The following is a 19071-nucleotide window of genomic DNA, read 5'->3' as shown; positions in this document are numbered from 1 at the left end:
TTCGTGCATTCTAGCGGTTCTTAATTCGCCTACTATTTTTCTCCGTAAAGGTTTCAGCTTTTTTCAGCAAGCCCTAAGTATTCAGCATAATCCATTTGATGCTGATGATTCTCGTAATAAGTAATCGCCGCTTGTAGTTTCTCGGTAAGATTCTTAGAATGACTTTTTTCTTCTTTGACTTCTTTCATCAGATTTAGCAGTTCTCCTGCTTTTCCTTTTTCATGCTTGAGTTCTCGACAATTTTCAGTCAACCATTCTTTTTGTTTTGACACTGTATTCGGATGCAACGCTTCTGCCAAGGCACCTAAGTAACCAGAGGCATGATAGAAATCTAATATCTGTTCTTCCGTTTGCTTTTCTAAAAACTTCCAATTTGATTCTGCCCCGTCTGCTATCCCGACCAATGTTGCCTCTGGATAACGGTTTTTCGCTCGCTCAATTTCTCTTTCTAATCTTTCTAGAAAACTCTTTTTTCCATACTCTGGTGCCGCACCTAGATAGATTGTAGGTTGACGTTCGCCTTCACTATCGTATAGGGAAACGGTTCCCACCATTGCTTCACGGTAGCCATCCTCACACATCAGCATACAGGTTCCATCTAATCCTATTCCCACTGTTGCAATTTGGCTATCCTCCTTGGGCGGGGCATAACTCCACGCTTCTTCTTTTGCCTGTACCACACTTCCTACTGCTTCACTCAATCTTTGGATATAGGATAGCGCTACTTTTCTACCATGATTTTCTAATAAATCATTTTTCACCTCTTTGCCTGCCATCCCTGACATTTTTGAGGATACCTGTTTTGCCAATAATGGCGTTGATGTTATGATTATCCTTGCTTCTCTTTCTAAGGGGCAATACGTTTTTCCTCAAAGGTGAACGCTGATATACATGACGATTCACTATAACCTCACCATAAGGTGTTTGATATTCTTTCGGTTGCTCTCCCTTACTCTTCCAGATTTCTTCACCGATTTTTAAGGGTGAACCATCTGTATCTAAATATTTCAAGGCTTCTTTGCTGGCGATGCAACCTACTTCGTTTAAGCCTTTTTGAATATTTATTTCTGTATCCAACATTGAACGACTGAGTTCTAATGTTAGTTCTATTTTTATCTTTGAACCCTCTACATTAATTAGGGCTTGCTGAAAAAGTCAAAAAACGAAAGAAATGTGGGTTAGGGAAGTATGGACTGAAAAAGCATAGATAACTTATCCTTATGGAAACAAATCAAAATACAGATTTTGTTTAATCTATTGTTCCTTTCTGTCTAAAAAGGTCAACACAAATCACTCCTCACAAAAGAGAGGAAAATTAACACCATTTTTCACAAGAAAAACGACTCTACAACTTTTTACTTTTTGTCTTCTGAAGTAGAGTAGAAAGATTCATTACCAAAAAGTTCATCGCAATTACCGTTTCCGAGGTCTCAGGTAGTTTGGCCATCACTCGACCAAGACTAAATTTCCTCTTTCCCTGTCCGAATTTACCCTCAATGGCATTACGCACTCTTTCATCTGAGCGTGCCTCTTTCTTTTTTTCTTTGCTCACCTCTTTCGGCGGTCTTCCCAATCGGGGACCACTCATTCTTATATCCCTTTCTTTACAATAAGCTCGATTCGCTTTTGTTCGATAGATTTTATCCACATGAACCGATTCCGGATAACATCCTGTTTCCCTTTTATATTCTTCTATTCGCGCTTGTAAATCTCCCGATTCGTTGTAATTACCCCAACTTAATTTGTCTAAGAAGACAAAGCCATTCACATTACTTGCCGATATTTTAGCTCCAAACTCTACTGCTTTTCCCGCTTTTCCACGCACTATTGGACGCACGTGAGGTTGGCTTACACTCACGATTCTGTTTTCTACTTTATTTGTCTTTTTTTCATACATTTCTAACTGTTGCTCATACACTTTTCCTATCGTTACAAGCTCTTCTTGCTCTTTTTTCGTTAGTTTTTCTAACTTTGCTCCCTCTTCTATCATTTTTTCTATATGACTGGACAGTGGGAAGTTTATGGATGCCAGATAAGGTAATGACTATGCGACGAAAGTAAGCATATCAGGGCTTGGGGAAGAGGCAAGTTTAGCGGTAAGGAATTTAGGCAAAAGCAGACTGGGTGGACTTTGAGGAAAAATCATTTGGGCTTGATGTTGAAGGGCTAGTTGAGCAATCCGTTCACTAGGGTAGCCATGGGATGGTAATGTCCGAAACCATCGAGGAAAATTAGCCCAAATCCCCTGGGGTAACTCTAAGGCGAGAATTTGAAGTAGCCCTAAAGCAATGGCATTAAGGTTAACAAAACGCTCAAAGGCTTCTACCTTGTTTAAAATCTGAGTCTGAACAGCTTGTGGATAGTCACTGAGGATAAGATTGCTGGGCCAGGTAGGTAAAGTAGGAAGACTCTTAAGCCAAAAACGATAGGCAAAGCTGCCCAAAAGATGGACTAATTGGGGCTTGCTGAAAAAAGCTGAAACCTTTACGGAGAAAAATAGTAGGCGAATTAAGAACCGCTAGAATGCACGAAAATAGGGTAGAATGCCTCAAAACCATTGCATTAAGAAGAGAGAAAGCAGATGTACCGAAAGCAACAGTACTCAATTGAAACACCAGAAAACTTGAAAAATCTGTTCGGCGGGCAGTTAGACGAAGAAAATCGTTGGATAGAAATGTCAAAAATGATTCTTTGGGAAGAATATGAGGAAGAATATGCAAAAAACTTCACAGAAAAAAAAGGAGCCCCAGCCAAATCATTTAGAATGGCATTAGGAGCATTAATTATCAAAGAAATTTCAGGAAAAAGTGACAGAGAAACAGTAGAACAAATAAAAGAGAACCCTTATTTACAGTACTTTATAGGAATGGAAAGCTATAGTAGCAAAGAAGCATTTAATGCGTCAATGATGGTTCATTTTCGTAAAAAAATAGGAATGGAATTAATAAATAAAATTAATAAAGAAATAGAAAAAAAAGCGACGGGTGTAGCGTCAGAAAAAAAAGAAAATGAAGGAAAGTTATTGTTAGATGCGACTTGTACACCAGCAGATATAAAATATCCAACGGATATAGGAATATTGAATGATGCCAGAGAAAAAACAGAAAAAATAATAGATAAGCTGTATGAAGAAATAAAAGAGAAAAGGAAAGAAAAGCCGAGGACTTATAGGGAAGTGGCAAGAAAAGAGTACTTAGCCATAGCAAAAAAACGTCGTGTGTCAAAAAAAGAAAGAAGAAAAGGAACAAAAAAACAACTAGGATATATAAAAAGAAACTTGTCTCATATAGAAAAAATGATAGAAGAGGGAGCAAAGTTAGAAAAACTAACGAAAAAAGAGCAAGAAGAGCTTGTAACGATAGGAAAAGTGTATGAGCAACAGTTAGAAATGTATGAAAAAAAGACAAATAAAGTAGAAAACAGAATTGTGAGTGTAAGCCAACCTCACGTGCGTCCAATAGTGCGTGGAAAAGCGGGAAAAGCAGTAGAGTTTGGAGCTAAAATATCGGCAAGTAATGTGAATGGCTTTGTCTTCTTAGACAAATTAAGTTGGGATAATTACAACGAATCGGGAGATTTACAAGCGCGAATAGAAGAATATAAAAGGGAAACAGGATGTTATCCGGAATCGGTTCATGTGGATAAAATCTATCGAACAAAAGCGAATCGAGCTTATTGTAAAGGGGTGTGACCTTTAGTTGATGAAGGAAAAGAAAAGTGTTAACATGAGATGAAAAGTGACAAAGAGGAAACAATGATGACAGCAAAACTAATTAATGTAGAGGGTTCAAAGATAAAAATAGAACTAACATTAGAACTCAGTCGTTCAATGTTGGATACAGAAATAAATATTCAAAAAGGCTTAAACGAAGTAGGTTGCATCGCCAGCAAAGAAGCCTTGAAATATTTAGATACAGATGGTTCACCCTTAAAAATCGGTGAAGAAATCTGGAAGAGTAAGGGAGAGCAACCGAAAGAATATCAAACACCTTATGGTGAGGTTATAGTGAATCGTCATGTATATCAGCGTTCACCTTTGAGGAAAAACGTATTGCCCCTTAGAAAGAGAAGCAAGGATAATCATAACATCAACGCCATTATTGGCAAAACAGGTATCCTCAAAAATGTCAGGGATGGCAGGCAAAGAGGTGAAAAATGATTTATTAGAAAATCATGGTAGAAAAGTAGCGCTATCCTATATCCAAAGATTGAGTGAAGCAGTAGGAAGTGTGGTACAGGCAAAAGAAGAAGCGTGGAGTTATGCCCCGCCCAAGGAGGATAGCCAAATTGCAACAGTGGGAATAGGATTAGATGGAACCTGTATGCTGATGTGTGAGGATGGCTACCGTGAAGCAATGGTGGGAACCGTTTCCCTATACGATAGTGAAGGCGAACGTCAACCTACAATCTATCTAGGGCTTGCTGAAAAAGTCAAAAAACGAAAGAAATGTGGGTTAGGGAAGTATGGACTGAAAAAGCATAGATAACTTATCCTTATGGAAACAAATCAAAATACAGATTTTGTTTAATCTATTGTTCCTTTCTGTCTAAAAAGGTCAACACAAATCACTCCTCACAAAAGAGAGGAAAATTAACACCATTTTTCACAAGAAAAACGACTCTACAACTTTTTACTTTTTGTCTTCTGAAGTAGAGTAGAAAGATTCATTACCAAAAAGTTCATCGCAATTACCGTTTCCGAGGTCTCAGGTAGTTTGGCCATCACTCGACCAAGACTAAATTTCCTCTTTCCCTGTCCGAATTTACCCTCAATGGCATTACGCACTCTTTCATCTGAGCGTGCCTCTTTCTTTTTTTCTTTGCTCACCTCTTTCGGCGGTCTTCCCAATCGGGGACCACTCATTCTTATATCCCTTTCTTTACAATAAGCTCGATTCGCTTTTGTTCGATAGATTTTATCCACATGAACCGATTCCGGATAACATCCTGTTTCCCTTTTATATTCTTCTATTCGCGCTTGTAAATCTCCCGATTCGTTGTAATTATCCCAACTTAATTTGTCTAAGAAGACAAAGCCATTCACATTACTTGCCGATATTTTAGCTCCAAACTCTACTGCTTTTCCCGCTTTTCCACGCACTATTGGACGCACGTGAGGTTGGCTTACACTCACAATTCTGTTTTCTACTTTATTTGTCTTTTTTTCATACATTTCTAACTGTTGCTCATACACTTTTCCTATCGTTACAAGCTCTTCTTGCTCTTTTTTCGTTAGTTTTTCTAACTTTGCTCCCTCTTCTATCATTTTTTCTATATGAGACAAGTTTCTTTTTATATATCCTAGTTGTTTTTTTGTTCCTTTTCTTCTTTCTTTTTTTGACACACGACGTTTTTTTGCTATGGCTAAGTACTCTTTTCTTGCCACTTCCCTATAAGTCCTCGGCTTTTCTTTCCTTTTCTCTTTTATTTCTTCATACAGCTTATCTATTATTTTTTCTGTTTTTTCTCTGGCATCATTCAATATTCCTATATCCGTTGGATATTTTATATCTGCTGGTGTACAAGTCGCATCTAACAATAACTTTCCTTCATTTTCTTTTTTTTCTGACGCTACAACCGTCGCTTTTTTTTCTATTTCTTTATTAATTTTATTTATTAATTCCATTCCTATTTTTTTACGAAAATGAACCATCATTGACGCATTAAATGCTTCTTTGCTACTATAGCTTTCCATTCCTATAAAGTACTGTAAATAAGGGTTCTCTTTTATTTGTTCTACTGTTTCTCTGTCACTTTTTCCTGAAATTTCTTTGATAATTAATGCTCCTAATGCCATTCTAAATGATTTGGCTGGGGCTCCTTTTTTTTCTGTGAAGTTTTTTGCATATTCTTCCTCATATTCTTCCCAGAGAATCATTTTTGACATTTCTATCCAACGATTTTCTTCGTCTAACTGCCCGCCGAACAGATTTTTCAAGTTTTCTGGTGTTTCAATTGAGTACTGTTGCTTTCGGTACATCTGCTTTCTCTCTTCTTAATGCAATGGTTTTGAGGCATTCTACCCTATTTTCGTGCATTCTAGCGGTTCTTAATTCGCCTACTATTCTTCTCCGTAAAGGTTTCAGCTTTTTTCAGCAAGCCCTAGCTAAACATTGACGAGATAAAATACTCAAATCAATTTCAGCCATGTTCAGCCAACTACCATGCTTAGGGATTTAATGAATATCGGTTAGTGTCTTTATTTATTCGCGCTCAAGATTTAGGCTTTCCGAAACCCTTATACAGTAAGGCTCGATTTTTTATCTTTGACCCAGCGCGAAAGATTCGTGACACTAACATAGACACTTTAGAGGCTGGATACTTAGGGTAATAATCACGCTCAAGGCCTGTGTTAGGCTTGACGAAAGCTATTACTTTTTTCAACTTCCTAAACGCTATGCCATTGCCCAAATTATCAGCCAAACAAATCTTCTCAATGTTCGCCCTGAGTGGTGCGTTACTAGTGGGATTGCCAGCCTTAACCCTGGCCGGTGGGAATCCAGGTCTGACCATTTTTAGTGGGGTAGATCGGAAGGATATTCTGGATTACAACCTACAATATGATGGTCGTCCCAGGGAATGGGATCGCTATAAACTCTACGTTCCCGCCAAAAAACTCTCCCAGGGAGCCAGCAAATTCTATATTTCCTATCCAGCCAATTTCGATGGTCAATTTAACACGGATTCCATTGAAGTCAGGGGCAAGAACGGTACTGTACCCATCAAGGGAGTAGTATGGGACAAGGAAAGCCGTTTCTTAGAAATTACGCTAGAAAAACCCATTGATCCCAACACCAAGGCTGATATTGTACTGTCTAATGTCAAGAATCCTGATTTCGGAACCTATTACTTAGTCTGCGATGTCCTGGCTTCTGGAGATATTCCGGTACGTCTTTATGTCGGCACCTGGATTGTCAGTATTGATCGTTAAATCAGACCAGACCGTTGATCTTCATTCCCTCAATCAGCAAGTTCCCCAAAGTAGATAAAATTCATGCTAAGATGAAAAGCTGTGTCTTTTATGGAGGAAGTAACTCGTGACCAAGCGTACCCTAGAAGGAACCAATCGCAAACAAAAAAGAACCTCTGGCTTTCGAGCACGGATGCGAACTGTTAATGGCCGAAAAGTCATTCAGGCTAGACGCAAAAAAGGACGGCATCAACTAGCGGTTTAGGGAATCTTCGTTCCGTCTTTAAGGGATTGTGGCCAACCTCTGATGGGTCATTACCTCAGTTTAGGATAACAATCTAAATTAAACGTGGGATTACCGAAAGCTATTCGACTCAAGCACTGGAAAGATTTTCAATCTGTCTATCAGCAGGGCAAACGTTATCGAGGGACTCACCTACTCCTGAGAGTACGGAAAGACGAAACGCTGCTCACCAGCCGTTTTGGGATCGCTGTTAGCCAAAAAGTCAGTAAAAGAGCGGTCGTTCGTAATCGCATTAAGCGTCAGATTCGAGCGGCTATCCGTGCCTTGTTGCCAGAAATTGTCCCTGGCTGGAATATTGTTATTGTGGTATTACCCAATGCGGTAATGTGCAAATATGAACATTTTTTGCGAGAATTAGAGCAGTTGTTTAACCAGGCTGAAATTAGCAATTATGGGCATTCGAGAAACTAACTTTTATGAAGGTGGCCCTCACGTCGGTGATTTGATTATTAATGTCCTCTTGGGGTTTACAGTCATCTGTCTGCCCTTGACCGTTGGTGCCATTGTGCGAGCGATTTGGCTGCGCTATAAAATTACAGATCGACGAATCTCGGTTACCGGAGGCTGGATGGGTCGCGATCGCACCGATATCGTCTATGGTGAAATTAGTAAAATGATCAAAGTTCCCAGGGGAGTCGGTCTATGGGGAGATATTGTCGTCGTTCTCAATGACAAAAGCCGTTTAGAACTGCGAGCCATGCCCAAATTTCGAGAAGTCTATGATTATATGGCTGAACGGGTGGCGGCTAAGACTGGCCGTTCCCTGGAGGCAATTACCAGTAACTAACTTCCTCCCTGATCAATAAATAGATTTAAAGAAAAATAAACTTTTCAACTTTCAACGTTAAAGGCTCAGAGTTAAACGAATGGACTTCGGTATTGGATTTATTTCAACGAATATCATGCTACCTATCCTAGATTTTTTCTTTAGGATAGTTCATAGCTATGGATTTGCAATTATTGCTCTGACGTTAGTGATTCGGCTCGGGCTTTTTCCCTTAAGTGCGGGCCAGATTCGCAATATGAGAAAAATGCGGATTACCCAACCGCTAATGAAAGAGCGACAAGAGGAAGTTCAACGTCGCTATAAGGATGATCCGGCCAAACAACAGGAAGAAATGGCTAAGATCATGCAGGAATTTGGGAATCCCCTGGCAGGCTGTCTGCCCCTGCTGTTACAAATGCCCATTCTATTCGCTCTTTTTGCAACGTTGCGGGGTTCACCTTTCTCAGATATTAATTACACCGTCGATTTGCAAATTTTGCCCAAGGAGCAGATCGAACGGGTTGAGCCTCAAAATTATGCTACCAAATCCCAGAATATCTACGTTGATGAAGGCATTCACTATCCGATCGCCGCTTTCCTACCTGGAGGCAACAGTTTAGGGGTAGGAGAAACTGCCAAGGTTGAACTGCAAACCCCAGAGGGAAAACCCTTTAGTCAAATTATTCCTGAAACCCAAACGTCTGATCTGACACCTCAATACAGTGTGATCAAAGGAGAAGATCGGGTACAAGTCAAAGCTGATGGCAGTTTAGAAGCGGTTATCCCTGGTGAAGCCACCGTTCAAGTTACGATTCCTGGTCTAGCTACTAAAACGGGTTTCCTCTTTATTAAAGCTTTGGGTCAGGTGGGCGTAACGGGAGAAAATGGTGAGATCAACTGGGATATTCTCGGCATGATCATCTTTTTTGGGATTAGCGTTTATGTCAACCAAGAATTATCCGGTTCTTCTGGCCCCAATCCCAGTCCTCAAGCCCAACAGCAACAAAGCATTAATAAAATTACACCAGTGATTTTTAGCGCGATGTTTCTCTTTTTCCCGTTACCGGCGGGAGTTTTGATGTATATCCTGGTTGCTAATTTGGTACAAACCTTGCAAACGGTGATTCTAATGCGGGAACCTTTGCCAGAAAACTTACAAAAACTGATGGAGCAGCAAGAGAAAGCAGCCCAGGCAGAATCACGGCAAGCTCTGCCCTTTGAGAAAAAAGGCAAGAAAAAAGAGAAAACGTCTTAGGGCAAATGGGGTTTGCCACCCCACGATCAATTCCAGTAATGTTATCAGGTAGTTAATCGGATCATGGAGCAACATATTCAACGCAGTAAAACGTGGTTAGAAGAGTTATTGGCTTTAATGGGATTTACAGCGACGGTTAAAGTTGAAGAGAAAAAAGATTATGCCAATCTTCCCAATATTTGGCTCGTCATTGATGACAGTCATCTTAATCCCGAACAGATTGAAATTTTGATTGGTTACAAAGGTAAGGGACTAGATGCTTTGCAGTATTTGATTAACGCTCAGATGAACCTAGGAGCGGAAACAGATCATCATCATACCTTTACCATTGAACTGAATGGCTATCGTCTGCGCCGCCAAGCTGAACTGTTAGCCTGGTGTCAGGAAATTGCGGACAAGGTTCGTCAAACCAAGCAACCTGTGGAGATGACGGAATTATCCTCAGCAGAAAGACGACAGATTCATACTTTTTTCCAAAATGAATCGGACTTAGAAACTGAGAGCCAGGGACAAGAACCCGATAGCCGGTTGGTCGTTCGTTTTCGCTATAATTTTGGCTAAAAATAAGTTTGGGATCTGGTAAAGATGGCAATTTACCCCACTAGAGAAGCTGTCATTGCCTGGCTGAAAACCCAGGTTTCTCCCCATCGACTTACCCATATTTTAGGGGTTGAACAGATGGGTCGGGAATTGGCTCAGGTTCATGGTGTGGCTCCAGAAAAAGCTGCCCAGGCCGGATTGATGCACGATCTGGCCAAGTTTTTCCCACCGCAACATTTATTAACCCTGGCCCAGAATGAGAAAATGGCACTAGATGACATCTTCTTAAACAATCCTCATTTGCTGCACGCGGATGTTAGTGCGATCGTGGCCAGGGATGAGTTTGGTATTCAAGATGAGGAGATCTTGGAAGCAATTCGGAACCATACCCTTGGTAAACCAGAGATGAGTCCTCTATCCTGTATTGTTTTTGTGGCTGATGTGCTGGAACCGAATCGAGGCGATAGTGAAGCCTTAGACAAAATGCGGCGAGTAAGCCAGAAAAATCTCCATAAAGGTGTGCGGAAAACCTGTGATTATGTCTTGCAGCATCTTTTAAAACACCAGAAAACGATTCATCCTCGTATGATTATGACCCGCAATTGGGCGTTGAAATTGAGTCACTCAAATTTTCAATAAAAAGTTCAGTCTATTGTGCTTGGTTTTCCCTTTACCCAGATTAGGGTGATCGCCGAGAAATTGGCCAATATTTTAATGCAGACAATTTGCACCTTTCTGCGTATCCTTGGATAAAGTATTGATCAAATTATTTTTTATGACCACTGCTAAAATCATTGTTTTTGATCTAGACGGTGTTTTAATTGACTCTGAAGAAGCCAACTATCAAGCCTTTGCCTACGGTATTGAACAAGTGGGATTGCCGCGACCTGACCGCCAAACGGTTATTGATTTAGTGGGCTTCAGGGCAACTACCATGCTGGAAAAATTGGGATGTCCCCAGGAAAAGATACAAGAGACCTTTAACAAATATGTACAACCCTTTTATCTAGAACACCTGCCCCGTCTAGCGGCTCCGATGCCTGAAGCAAATACGGTTTTAGAAGAATTAACCCAAAGGGGCTATCGCATTCTGGCCTGCACCTCCGGCGATCGCCGTACTCAAACAGCCGCTTTAAAAGGGATCGGACTATGGGATGCGATCGAAAAAATGCAAGCCTCGGATGATTCCCAATTTAGTAAGCCAGACCCTAATTATATGCAGGAATTATTAGCGGATTATAATCATCAAACCCTATTGCATGTTGAAGATTCAGAGGTGGGGATTCGCATGGGCAACGCCTGTGGTGCAACGACAATTTTTGCGGAATATGGCTTTGGTTGTTTACCGGAAGATTTGGATGCCGATCATCGTATTAATCACTTAAATGAGTTATTGGCGATCGCCGCTTAGATGATAAGAATCTGTAAAAAATCACTCTTTTTTACTTTTTTGATCAAAGTCCTAATTCAAAGTTCCTACTTTGCTATCTTTAAAAAGCGATCTCCTTTTGACAGGTTGCTTTACTCATTCAAGGATTCTGTTCTAAACGATGTTTAAATTTTGGTTGGAAACCCAAAAGAGCGATCGCGATTCATTGTAACGATGGATATACAAGCAAATGGCTTCATGCTGAGTAGTATTAATCAAATTTGTCAGAATAACTGATGAATTTTTAGATTAGATTGTTCCTACCTTAGTTTGCTTTGTAAACGTCTCAGATGGCTCAGGTGACGGATTTCTCTGAGCAGGAGTTACAGCAGCGTTTGTCGGGTTAATGCTGGTTTGGCTTTTTGACAGTTTTTAACGGATCGCTGTTTTTCTTTGCCTTTGTCTGTGGTGTTTAACAGGTCACTTTCTACTTATCAGCATTTGTAACAAAATTTAATATTTGCCCTAACCCTTACATCTGCTAGCTTTGTAGTAATTGACCATGAGAACAGGGCTTGCTTTTTTTGTATTTATTGGTAAACTACTGAGGGTTAGCCTGCTCAGAGTCCTATTTAATTTCAATATTGCTGGAATAACTTTTGTTGTTATACGAAATCCCTTGGTTAAAGCTACTTTAATTTTGGGTAGGGGTTTGGTTTCCAAATCCAGAGAGTATAGGACTTAGAGGCTAAGCCCCTACATTGCCTAAAAAAGAGGTATGACAACAAAATTTGGTATTAGAGATTCTCTTTTTCGCGCCTCTAAGGTTTTTAAATCATTCCCCATTCAAGATAATTACTTAACTTGTTACTATTATGAGCATCAACTCTACCTTGACCCTTGCCTATAACCAACTCACTGCTTTTGCGGGTTTGGATGATTTCTGGGGTCGTTTTGATACGGCTTTTGGCACTAATTATGACCGCGCAATGGCTTTAACGTTTCAGTCGCAATGGTTGGCGGGAGATTTTAATCAATTGCCGACTGTTGAGGTGATTAGTAGTGATATTTTGGGCAATGCGCGGGGAGCCTATGCCAGCAGTAGCAATATTATTTATTTGTCAGATCAGTTTGTAGCGACGGCCAGTCAGTCGGATGTGGAGGCAGTTATCTTAGAAGAGTTTGGGCATTTTGTGGATGCTCAGGTTAATTCGGTGGATAGCCCTGGTGATGAGGGGGAGTTATTTTCAGCTTTGGTGCGAGGGGTTAGTTTAAGTGTGGCTGAGTTGAGTCGGATTAAAACTGAGGATGATACCGCAATTATTGTTATTGATGGTCAAAGCATTCTGATTGAGCAAGCCAGTCTATCAGGTAGTGGTGGTGTAGGCGGAACCAATAAAACGTTACAACTTGATCCTTTAGCACCAGGACAAACTAAAAAAATTGTTACTCTTACTTATTTTTACGAACATTATACTATTCCCGATCAATTTGAAGTAAGGTATGCAGGCAAACCAATTTTTAGCACAAAAACCTTAGTTTCTGGAACTAAAAGTGGTATTTTAACATTTGAACAAGTTCAGGGAGAGGACTTTCTTAATATCGTTGTAACGGCACCTCAATCAGGTACGGCTTGGGATTATTCTGTTTCTACTGAAGCGAAGGAAATTACCGTTCAGGGGCTTTTGGGAGATGTGATTGAAATCAATCTAGGCAAGCAGGCTGGAAGCATGAAGTTTAATCCAACCTCGGCAGAGTTAACCGCTTTAAACGCAAAGGGAAAATTAATTGATGAAAAGGGAAACGATGCAATCCCTGGAAACCAATACGATACCTTGTATTATGTACCAAAGGTATCGGGTACAATACTAACTTATGATCAAGCTCGGCAAGGTGATCTTGGTTTGGGAGAAGTAGCTTTTTCGGTAGAAGATCAAGATCAAAAATCTATCACTGTTAAGGTTAATGTAACTGATGGGTTTTCCGTTGCTAATGGAAGTAATCCAGTAATAACAACTGCTCAAGCAGGAACCCTTGATGAATATAGTCAAGAGCAACGACTTGCTTATTTAGGATTTCCTGGGAAAAATGGTACACCTCTAACTATCAATGGGAAAAATGACGGCGATGAGCTGTCTTGGGCAATCAACCTATTTGATGCTGTTATTGAAGATAAAAGTAAAGTTGTCCCAGTTCAAAATTTAAGTAAAAATGCCGAGGTCTTTATTAATGCAAGTAATGCCCCGCAATGGAATGAGATAAAAGTCGGAACAATACAAGGCGTTAACATTAAAGATGGCAATTTACAGACAGAGCGATGGGCGACTGATTGGGCTTTCCGAACATTACAGAATGCCCGAACAGCGTTTGGCCAGGATTTAACACTAAATGGCGCAAGTTTAAAACCCGGAGGTCCGCCAGGGTCTCTTCATGCGTCCCATGGAGCTGGTCGGGATATCGACATCGATACACGTCCAAGAGAAGCGTACGACGACGGTAGAAACTTCTTTCTTGAAACAAGAATTAATAACGTCTGGTATGTAGCTGCTCCCAATAACCAAATAATTGTTAGAAACACTAATGGAACTTATCAAGCTGCTGCTTCTACTCCTCAGAACTTAGTAAATGCTGTTAGGGGGAATCAAGCCTTTAATAATCGGCAATTGCTATCTCAAATAAGCAACTTTCTGGTAGATAATACAGCAATTGGCTATAGTTCAGCAAACGTACAGAATCAGATTCAAGCATTTACCGATACAGGTTTGGTTACAAGGGTTTGGCACAACGATCCTCGTCATTGGAGTGCAACTGATGGTCAAACAGGGGTAATACGTTACTCTTCAGGTCATAATGGTCACGTACACTATGACATAGGAATTCCTACAGCAACCACTAATAGCACTTTTAATTTACAAAGCTTAAGTGTTGAAGCTTTTTCACCTGAGTTTCTTCTTGTTAATCCCAGCCCTCTTGCTAGTGTTTCAGCTTTTAACGATCTTAGTAATGCCATCGAACTAAATCAGCTTGAAGGCAATGTAAATCTTACAGGATCTATTGGCAGTACAAATCCAGACGTTTATTATCGTTTTACTTTGGGAAACCCAATAGAAGAAGACGAAGTATATTTCTTCACTTATCGAGATTTTAGCTTACTTCTTAACGGACTGAGTGCTGATATTGATGTAGAGCTAATTCAGGATTTTAATGAGGATAACATTCGGCAAGATTATGAAGTAGTTGCTAGTTCTGAAGAGATTGGCAACAGCAACGAAACAATAGAGCTAACTGATCTGAGTCCAAACGTTTATTACGTCCGTGTCTTTCAAAAAAGTGGAGATACCAACTACAACCTTACTCTAACCGTTCCCCCACTGCCAGTTCCTTCAGATAATGCAGGGAATACTCCTAGTAATGCTCAGGATTTAGGAACGCTTAGTGGCAATTTAACCCGAACTGACTTTATCGGTGAAGTCGATCCAAATGATTATTATCGCTTTAATTTAACAACAGTGAGCGATTTTAGTCTGGAAGTTAATGGATTAGATCAAGGAGATTTAATTGCTACTTTAGGGCAAGATACTAACAATGATGGTGTGATTGACTTTGATGAAACCATTGCTGTATCCGATGCTGAAGGGAACGAATCTGAAGTTATTAATATCAATGGATTAGCAGTTGGGGATTACTACGTTTGGCTTTCTCCCAGTAGTGGCAATACAAACTATAACCTCAATCTTTCTGCTACTCCGTCAGTTATTCCCACCGACAAAGCAGGAAGTACCCTTGCTACTGCTTTCAACCTTGGCACTTTAGCAAACTCAACTCAAAACGACTTTGTCGGTAATGTCGATTCTATTGACTATTATCGCTTTACCCTTACAAATCCCAGTGGCTTAACTCTCAGTTTGAGCGGTTTATCAGCCGATGCTGACTTAGAACTATCCCAAGACAAAAATGGAGACAGTGAAATTTCTTCTGATGAAATTATTCAAGTTTCTGAATTGACTGAAAATCAAGATGAAAGTATTGATATTTCTGCATTATCTGCGGGCAATTATTTTGTTAAAGTGTCCCAGTATGAAGGCGATACAACCTATGATCTCTCTCTAACTCCCAAAACAGCAATTGGTGTTGACCTCCAAGTAAGCGTAACTTCTATAACAACTCCTCTAATATTAGGAAATAACGTTAGCTATACTGTCACCGTCAAAAATATTGGGGCTTCCACTGCCACAGGGGTTGTTCTGACAGATAACCTCCCGCTTGAAAGCGTTCTCAATGTTTCTGCTACTCCGAGTAAAGGGCTTGCAAACGTCCTTAGTGATGCAATCAATGCCGATATTGGCACTCTGAATGTCAATGAATCTGCCACTGTAGTTGTATCAGGGGAATTAATTGGTTCAGGTTTCCTAAGTAGCCTAATTGAGGCTTCGAGTTCAGAAACAGACTTTAGCCCTGACGATAATTCAGTTGTTCAAAGATTTAATGTTGCCCCTGGCGCAATTCAGCCAGCCGACTTGGAACTATCCTTAACTTCAGATAAAACAACGGCCAACATTGATGACCTAATTAATTTTACTATCACCCTCACGAATAAAGGCTCAGGAGCTGCAACCTCAATTCAAGTAAAATCACTTTTACCCCAGGGATTAACATTTGTTTCCTCCACTCCCCAACAAGGCTCTTATGATCCAACAACTGGAATTTGGGATGCTGCTAATATAGCGAAGGATAATCAAGCATTTATAAATATTATTGCCAAAGTTACTTCAACACAAAGTCTTTCTGTAATGGCGGAAGTTATCGCTGTTACTGAACCAGATCCTGATTCAACTCCGAACAATAATAATTTAAATGAAGATGACCAAGCTAAGGTAGTCATTAATAATGATAACAATCAACCCAATCCAAATAACCAACCGCCAACAGCCTTAATATTGAACAATGTAGTAAATGAACTTGCAGAAAATAGTGATACAAAAAATGGAATTAAAGTTGCAGATATTGTGATCAGTGATGATGGTCAAGGAACGAATAACCTATTTTTAACAGAAATCGATGCTACTAGTTTTGAAATTCGTGATAAAGGACTGTTCTTTATCGGCACAAACCTTGACTTCCAAACACGCAATCAATATCAAGTTGTCGTCAATGTAGATGACTCAAGCGTGGGAACTAATCCCGATGCTAGTGCTATTTTTAGTCTAAACATAACCAATGAGCACTATACGATTATAGAAAATCAAGGTGTGGTCAAGCTGTGGAATGAAACCTCAACCTACTTCTACACTCAAAACGGCAATAGTCCCTTGATTACTCTCAAGTATCTGAATCAACCTTATAATAATATCTACCCAGGCTGGAACCCCCTAGCTGCTGAGACGATCAACGGAGAAAACCAAGTTCTCTGGAAAAACATCACTGCGAATACAATAGGTCTTTGGAAGACAGACGCTAGCTGGAACTGGCTCTCATCCGATGTCTGGGACTTAAACTCTCCTCAAACCCTTAGTCAAGAAGCCCTATTTGAAGTTGATGCTAATGGTGATGGAGTGATTAGCAGCTTTGTCCCCATTGAATCAGTGGGCAATACAGCGTTTGTTAAAGATCTTGCGAACCAACTGTTCGCTCAAGTCAGAACAACAACGCCCATCTCGCTCCAAGCTTTTGGACAGCCTATTTCTGAATCTAGTTTTCCTGGCTGGGAAGCGTTAGCCGTGGAGACGATTAACGGTGAAAACCAAGTCCTTTGGAAAAATATAGCAGATCAATCGCTGTACATTTGGAAAACAGATTCTAACTGGAATTGGCTATCCTCCGAAGCGAAAGGAGCATTAAGCTCATCTCAAGCTCTCGATCAAGAAACTATATTTGGAATCGATGCTAACGGCGATGATTCTGTTGGTAATCCTGTTGCTCTTAACCTAGTGGGAACTAGTAGCAACGATACCCTGATCGGCGGAGCAAAAAATGATATTCTCACAGGATTAGGAGGTAAAGATATTCTCACAGGAGGGGCAGGGATCGACAAGTTTGGTTACAAAACCCTAACCGATTCTCTCTTAGCCAACTATGACCTGATTACCGACTTTAACGCGACGACTGGTAACGATCTGTTTCTTGTCACCACCGCACGAGCCGGATTTACCCCTGACTTAACGGTTGCTACCCTCGATGCAACAGGCATTGGAACTGCCTTAACCACTACAAATTTTGCCGCTAACTATGCTGCCCAATTTACCTTTACCAGTGGGACTACTACCCGTACTTTTGTCGCGATTAATGATGCGATCGCCGGTTTTAATGCCAGTACTGACTCCATTGTAGAAGTAACCGGTTTAACCGGAACCTTGGCGATCGGTAACTTTGTTACGGCTTAACTTCGGATGGCTTGAATGAATGCGACCTTTTCTTGATAAAAGATGGTGTAATCAGGGTTCTACAGGGAACCCATATTGATCAAGTTTTGCCCAAAATTGACTCCATCGTTCCTTGGTCAATACCAAAGCCCGTAGACTCAAAATAATTCTTGCTGTAAAATTTTCAACCTCAAAGTTATTAGTTTGGTTTCCTTTTGTCTAGCCAACCTTGTATGTTGGGAATGGAGGATAGGAGCTATCCTAATCTCAAGAAGAACAAGAAAAAGAGTGACTCTGAACCCAACCTAAAGCAAAAAGCTTGCTTCGTAGATAAAGAGCCTCTTATTTGTTCTTCGGAATGTCACCTTCCGCAGACTGGACAGTATCAACGTGGCTTTTCTCAAAAAACCTAGTATTTGCAAGGATAGCGCGGCAGAGTGACAACTATTTTTCTAACTCACAAGGAGTTAAACCATGAGCGAAAAAGAAGCCATTCTCGGCATAGATATTAGTAAAGAAAAATTCTCAGCCGCCTTACTCAAAGGAGAGAAAAAAAGTCAGGTTAAAGAATTTGCCAATAACCTTGAAGGGTTCGAGCAACTCAAAAAATGGTTGGAGCAAAACCAACTGGAAAGAGTTCATGCTTGTTTAGAGGCAACTAGTACGTACGGACATTCAGTAGCAACTTATTTACACGGTTTAGGTCACGTTGTCAGTATTGTTAATCCTGCCCGAATTAAAGGATTTGCTCAAAGTCGCTTGAGTCGAACAAAAAATGATCAAGCCGATGCGACAACGATTGCACGATTCTGTGCAGCCCTTAAACCACAAGCTTGGACACCCCCAAGTCCAGAAATGGCACAATTACAGTCTTATAGCCGTCGATTAAGAGCCTTAGAGCAGATGGCAACTCAAGAAAAAAATCGTTTAAAAACAACAGTTGATGAGAGTCTCATAGAAGATATTGAAGCTCATCTTGTGTTTTTAGAAACTCAAATTGACAATGTAAAAAAGCGACAAAAAGAATTGTTGAACGAATATAGTTCTCTAAAAAGTCAAGCAGATTTATTGACTTCGATTGTAGGAATTGGTGAGCCGACAGCAATGACAATTCTGGCAGAAATTGGCGATATTAATCAGTTTTCTTCTGCTCGTCAATTAGCGGCATTTGCGGGTTTAACCCCTCAAGAGCATCAATCGGGAACCTCTGTTAAAGGCAAAACTCGGTTGTGTAAAATTGGTAATCCTCATTTACGTAAGGCTCTTTATTTTCCTGCATTGAGTTCTATGCGTCATTGTTCTCCCATGAAGGACTTGCGAGAACGGTTTTTAGAGGCAGGAAAAAATAAAATGCAGATCGTTGGGGTTGTAATGCACAAACTCATTCGGATTGTTTACGGGGTTCTCAAGTCAGGGAAACCGTTTGACCAGACTAAGTTGGCTCTTCCTAACGTTGTTTTAGAGGAGGAAACTGATTTTTTGCCTGCTTCCCCTTGACACTTAACACAGTATCTACGAAGCGGAGATCGCCTGTCCACTATCTATTGAAAACGCGATCGCCTCTTAAC

The 19071-nt window shown here is 40.4% G+C and carries 15 protein-coding genes and 3 pseudogenes; 13 read left to right on the top strand and 5 right to left on the bottom strand.

Annotation, left to right across the window (positions count from 1 at the left end; translation table 11 throughout):
* Positions 1-53: 53 nt before the first annotated feature.
* The 4 genes and pseudogenes from KA717_03120 to KA717_03105 form a co-directional block, all read right to left on the bottom strand.
* Positions 54-785, bottom strand: a complete 732-nt coding sequence (locus KA717_03120) for a hypothetical protein (GenBank protein ID UXE61933.1) — start codon at positions 783-785, stop codon at positions 54-56.
* The gene (locus KA717_03115) at positions 751-1080 is read right to left on the bottom strand and encodes a hypothetical protein (protein UXE61932.1); all 330 of its coding nucleotides are present in this window, start codon (positions 1078-1080) and stop codon (positions 751-753) included. The genes KA717_03120 and KA717_03115 overlap by 35 nt, the downstream gene beginning before the upstream one ends.
* Before the next feature lie 265 nt (positions 1081-1345).
* Positions 1346-2002, bottom strand: a pseudogene (locus tag KA717_03110) (transposase).
* Positions 2003-2044: 42 nt separating this feature from the next.
* Positions 2045-2443: a hypothetical protein gene (locus KA717_03105; protein UXE61931.1), complete on the bottom strand. Its 399-nt coding sequence runs from the start codon at positions 2441-2443 to the stop codon at positions 2045-2047.
* A gap of 138 nt (positions 2444-2581) precedes the next feature.
* Between KA717_03105 and KA717_03100 the strand changes: the two are divergent.
* The 3 genes and pseudogenes from KA717_03100 to KA717_03090 all read left to right on the top strand — a co-directional run bounded on the left by KA717_03100 (position 2582) and on the right by KA717_03090 (position 4487).
* Positions 2582-3682: pseudogene (locus KA717_03100) on the top strand (IS5 family transposase).
* A gap of 48 nt (positions 3683-3730) precedes the next feature.
* Positions 3731-4159, top strand: coding sequence for a hypothetical protein (locus KA717_03095; GenBank protein UXE61930.1), 429 nt, complete (start codon positions 3731-3733; stop codon positions 4157-4159).
* Complete coding sequence (locus KA717_03090; protein ID UXE61929.1) at positions 4125-4487, top strand: hypothetical protein; 363 nt, start codon at positions 4125-4127, stop codon at positions 4485-4487. The genes KA717_03095 and KA717_03090 overlap by 35 nt, the downstream gene beginning before the upstream one ends.
* A gap of 155 nt (positions 4488-4642) precedes the next feature.
* On the opposite strand, the pseudogene KA717_03085 reads toward KA717_03090, so the two are convergent.
* Positions 4643-5980: pseudogene (locus tag KA717_03085) on the bottom strand (IS5 family transposase).
* A 417-nt stretch (positions 5981-6397) separates the two neighbouring features.
* On the opposite strand from KA717_03085, the gene KA717_03080 reads away from it, so the two are divergent.
* From KA717_03080 to KA717_03035, 10 genes are all read left to right on the top strand, one after another.
* Positions 6398-6931, top strand: a complete 534-nt coding sequence (locus KA717_03080; GenBank protein ID UXE61928.1) for a DUF2808 domain-containing protein — start codon at positions 6398-6400, stop codon at positions 6929-6931.
* A gap of 106 nt (positions 6932-7037) precedes the next feature.
* Positions 7038-7175 (top strand): 50S ribosomal protein L34, encoded by a 138-nt coding sequence (rpmH, locus tag KA717_03075; GenBank protein ID UXE61927.1) that lies wholly within the window; start codon positions 7038-7040, stop codon positions 7173-7175.
* 84 nt (positions 7176-7259) lie between these two features.
* Positions 7260-7625, top strand: a complete 366-nt coding sequence (rnpA, locus tag KA717_03070) for a ribonuclease P protein component (protein ID UXE61926.1) — start codon at positions 7260-7262, stop codon at positions 7623-7625.
* The gene (locus tag KA717_03065) at positions 7606-8001 is read left to right on the top strand and encodes a PH domain-containing protein (GenBank protein ID UXE61925.1); all 396 of its coding nucleotides are present in this window, start codon (positions 7606-7608) and stop codon (positions 7999-8001) included. Before rnpA ends, KA717_03065 begins: the two co-directional genes overlap by 20 nt.
* Positions 8002-8080: 79 nt before the next feature.
* Positions 8081-9235: a membrane protein insertase YidC gene (gene yidC / locus KA717_03060; protein UXE61924.1), complete on the top strand. Its 1155-nt coding sequence runs from the start codon at positions 8081-8083 to the stop codon at positions 9233-9235.
* A gap of 117 nt (positions 9236-9352) precedes the next feature.
* Positions 9353-9796, top strand: a complete 444-nt coding sequence (locus tag KA717_03055) for a protein jag (GenBank protein UXE61923.1) — start codon at positions 9353-9355, stop codon at positions 9794-9796.
* A 24-nt stretch (positions 9797-9820) separates the two neighbouring features.
* Entirely contained in the window at positions 9821-10414 is a 594-nt protein-coding gene (yqeK, locus tag KA717_03050; GenBank protein ID UXE61922.1) for a bis(5'-nucleosyl)-tetraphosphatase (symmetrical) YqeK, read from the top strand.
* Between the two features lie 136 nt (positions 10415-10550).
* The gene (locus tag KA717_03045; protein UXE61921.1) at positions 10551-11186 is read left to right on the top strand and encodes an HAD family hydrolase; all 636 of its coding nucleotides are present in this window, start codon (positions 10551-10553) and stop codon (positions 11184-11186) included.
* A gap of 851 nt (positions 11187-12037) precedes the next feature.
* Positions 12038-17524, top strand: a complete 5487-nt coding sequence (locus tag KA717_03040; GenBank protein ID UXE61920.1) for a pre-peptidase C-terminal domain-containing protein — start codon at positions 12038-12040, stop codon at positions 17522-17524.
* 453 nt (positions 17525-17977) lie between these two features.
* The gene (locus tag KA717_03035) at positions 17978-19000 is read left to right on the top strand and encodes an IS110 family transposase (GenBank protein UXE61919.1); all 1023 of its coding nucleotides are present in this window, start codon (positions 17978-17980) and stop codon (positions 18998-19000) included.
* Positions 19001-19071: the final 71 nt, after the last annotated feature.

Origin of the sequence: Woronichinia naegeliana WA131 (assembly GCA_025370055.1) — a bacterium.
Classification (GTDB): Bacteria; Cyanobacteriota; Cyanobacteriia; order Cyanobacteriales; family Microcystaceae; genus Woronichinia; species Woronichinia naegeliana.
Note: the sequence above shows the minus strand (reverse complement) of the source record. Positions and strands in the feature narration are given on the sequence as shown.